Source organism: Frankia sp. Cppng1_Ct_nod (genome assembly GCF_920656135.1).
Classification (GTDB): Bacteria; Actinomycetota; Actinomycetes; order Frankiales; family Frankiaceae; genus Protofrankia; species Protofrankia meridionalis.
Genome location: NZ_CAKKTK010000147.1, coordinates 1 through 3,305, shown reverse-complemented (window position 1 = coordinate 3,305; position 3,305 = coordinate 1). Strand labels below are relative to the sequence as shown.

Here is a 3,305-nt window from a genome sequence, read left to right as displayed (position 1 = left end):
GTAATTTTTTTCCCGGCGCCTCCGCTGGGGGGACGTCGGCGTCAGCCTCGCGGCACCTGGCGGATGTGGCGGAGCCGGCCACAGCAGCATCCCACTATTTAGTGTGACTAATTAGTGGTTTGGAGGGCGCAGATGGGTGACATCCTGGTACGGGGCGGCACGCTCGTGGACGGGACCGGTGCGGCGGCCCGCACCGCCGACGTCCGGGTCCGCGGCGGCGTCATCACCGAGGTCGGCCAGGCCCCGCGGCCCGACGGTGAGCGGGTCGTCGACGCGGTGGGGGCGGTGGTCGCCCCCGGCTTCATCGACGTGCACACCCACTTCGACCCGGCGCTGTACTGGGACCCGATGTGCGACCCGATGCCCCAGCACGGCGTCACCACCGTCCTGACCGGCAACTGCTCGCTGTCGCTGGCCCCGGTCCGCCCGGCCGACCGGGCGAAGCTGGCGTCCCTGTTCTGCTACGTCGAGGATCTCCCGGAGGCGGTGTTCGCCAAGTCCGTGCCCTGGGACTGGGAGTCCTACGAGGACTACCTGAGCAACACCGAAACCCGCGGCGGCTTCGGACTCAACGTGGCCAATCTGGTCGGGCACAGCATGCTGCGCCAGTACGTCCTCGGCGACCAGGCCTGGGACCGGCCGGCGAGCGAGGACGAGCGAGCCCGCATCGCGGCGCTGTTGGACCAGGCTCTCGCCGCCGGCGCGGCCGGGATGTCGACCTCCCTCGGCTACGACGAGGACCGCGACAAGCGGCCGGTGCCGAGCCGGATCGCCGACGACGCCGAGTTTGCCGCGCTCGCCGACGTCCTGGCCGCCCGCGGACGCTTCATGACCTTCATCCCCGACCAGGGCCGGCGGATGCGCGACGATGTCGAGCGGATGGCCGCCCTGTTCGGCCCGCGTGGCGTCACCCAGTCGTGGATCGGGATCTTCCACACCGACGACCGGCCAAGCTGGGCGCGTGACATGCTCGACTTCGCCGCCGGGGTCCAGGCCCGGGGCGTCCACTCCTACCCCCAGGTGAGCCCCCGCACATACGACATCAACGTGAACTGGGCCGGCGGGATGTCCTGGATGGGCCTGCGCGAGACCTGGCACCCGATGGTCCAGTCGCCCGCGGATGCCAAGGAACCGATGTTGCGGGACCCGCAGTGGCGGGCGCGGGCGCGCGAGGAGTGGGACCTGGTGAAGCGCACCCCGATCCCACACCGGCATCCGGAGCGAATCCGGCTGGTGTCCGTCACCCGGCCGGAAAACGAGAAGTGGGTGGGATCCACCCTCGCAGACCTGGTCGCCGCCCGCGCCGGCCATCCCTCCGACGTGCTGGCCGACTGGCTGCTGGACAACGACTGTCACCCCGGCATCGTCGGTGTGGGCGTGTTGAACGCCGACCCGGACGGTGTGGCGGAGACTCTGGTCCATCCCGCGTCGGTCATCGCGAACAGCGACGCGGGCGCGCACCTGACGATGATGTGCGCGATCGGTGACACCACGCTGACGCTCACCCGGCACGTCCGCGATCGCGGCGACCTCACGCTTGAGGCGGCGGTGCACGAGATGACCGGGCGGCTCGCCGGCCTGTTCGGATTCGCCGGCCGGGGGGTCGTCCGCGAGGGCGCAGCGGGTGACCTGGTCGTCTTCGCCCTCGACGAACTCGACTGGCAGCGCGACGTCTTCGTGTCCGACCTACCGACGGGGGCGTCACGGCTACGCCGGCCCGCCGGGGGCTACCGGGCGACCATCGTCGCCGGCACCGTCGTCCAGGAGCACGGCACGCTGACCGGAGCGTGACCAGGCACGCTGCTGCGCGCCGGTCGGTAACGCTACCCGGCCCGGCCGGCCGGCCGCGTCGGCGGTGACCGCGCTGCGCTGGGCTTCCTGACCGGGGTGTTTGCTGGAGTCGAGGCCAGAGTGAGTACGGAGGATGAGTCACAGGTGGAATATCGAAAGCTCGGACGCACCGGCGTCGAGGTCAGCAGTCAGTGCCTTGGGGCGATGATGTTCGGCGCACTCGGGAACTCGGACCACGACGACTGCGTACGGATCATCGACCGGGCACTGGAGTCCGGTATCAACTTCATCGACACGGCGGACGTGTATTCGCAGGGCGAAAGCGAGCAGATCGTCGGCCGGGCCATCAAGGGCCGGCGGGACGACGTGGTCCTCGCCACCAAGTGCTTCAACGCCATGGGCACCGACCGCAACCAGCGGGGCGGCTCGCGGCGGTGGATCATCCGCGCCGTCGAGGACAGCCTGCGGCGGCTCGACACGGACCACATCGACCTCTTCCAGGTGCACCGCCATGACTGGGACACCGACCTCGAGGAGACCCTCGCGGCGCTGAGCGACCTCGTCCGGGACGGGAAGGTCCGGTATCTGGGCTCGTCCTCGTTCCCGGCGGACTGGATCGTCGAGGCGCAATGGGCCGCCCGGCGTCGCAACAGCGAGCGGTTCGTGTGCGAGCAGCCGCAGTACTCAATCTTTGCTCGCTCGGCGGAGGACGCGGTGCTGCCAGCCTGTCAGCGCCACGCGATGGGCGTGATCCCGTGGAGTCCACTCGCGGGCGGCTGGCTGACGGGGAAGTACCGGCGCGGCGAGGAGCCGCCGGCCGGGTCGAGGTTCGCCCCCGGGGGACTCTTTGCCGCGCGGGGCGGCCGCAGCGTGGCGGACGACCGGAACTCATCCGTCCGGTTCGACGCGGTCGACCAGCTCACCGGTATCGCCGCTGCGGCGGGACTGTCGCTCACGCACCTTTCACTCGCGTTCGTCGGCAGCCATCCCGCGGTGACCTCGACCATCATCGGACCGAAGACGATGGAACAACTCGACGACGCGCTGGATGCGGCCGACGTTCGGCTCGACAGCGGAACGCTCGACGCGATCGACGCGGTGGTGCGGCCCGGCACCGACATCGCCGGCATCGTCCATCTGACAGGCAATCCGTCCCTGCGCCCCGAGCACCGCCGCCGAACGGCCCAGGCGGCCGTCTAACGCCGTTTCGTGCACTTTTAGCGGGTGGGTGGGCGGCTGGGGACGTGGATCCGTTCACTGCCGCCATCCGCGGCCTGACGCATAACGCTCCCGGGGTGATGCTGTGGGTCTGTTGCATCGGATTCGATCCGGTTGTTCGCCCGCCGGGCGTCGATGCGGTGGGCTGCGGGCAGCAGCTCGTCCAGCACCCGCGGATAGGCGGCAGCCTGGTCGGTAGTCACTTCCACCGGGCGGTGGCCGTACGACAGCGCGACGGTAAAGAACCGGCTGGGCGTGTCAGGAGTCGAGCGCTGCGACGATGCCGTCCCATAGGG

The 3,305-nt window shown here is 70.2% G+C and carries 2 protein-coding genes and 1 pseudogene; 2 read left to right on the top strand and 1 reads right to left on the bottom strand.

Features of this window, described 5'->3' with window-relative positions; translation table 11 throughout:
• Positions 1-132: 132 nt before the first annotated feature.
• Both NBW77_RS21885 and NBW77_RS21880 read left to right on the top strand, forming a co-directional pair.
• Complete coding sequence (locus tag NBW77_RS21885) at positions 133-1,791, top strand: N-acyl-D-amino-acid deacylase family protein (RefSeq protein WP_250280283.1); 1,659 nt, start codon at positions 133-135, stop codon at positions 1,789-1,791.
• Between the two features lie 144 nt (positions 1,792-1,935).
• On the top strand, positions 1,936-2,991 hold the full coding sequence (locus tag NBW77_RS21880) for an aldo/keto reductase (protein WP_250280282.1): 1,056 nt from the start codon (positions 1,936-1,938) through the stop codon (positions 2,989-2,991).
• A gap of 116 nt (positions 2,992-3,107) precedes the next feature.
• Here NBW77_RS21880 and NBW77_RS21875 read toward each other — a convergent pair.
• Positions 3,108-3,305: pseudogene (locus NBW77_RS21875) on the bottom strand (DDE-type integrase/transposase/recombinase); the annotation flags it as partial.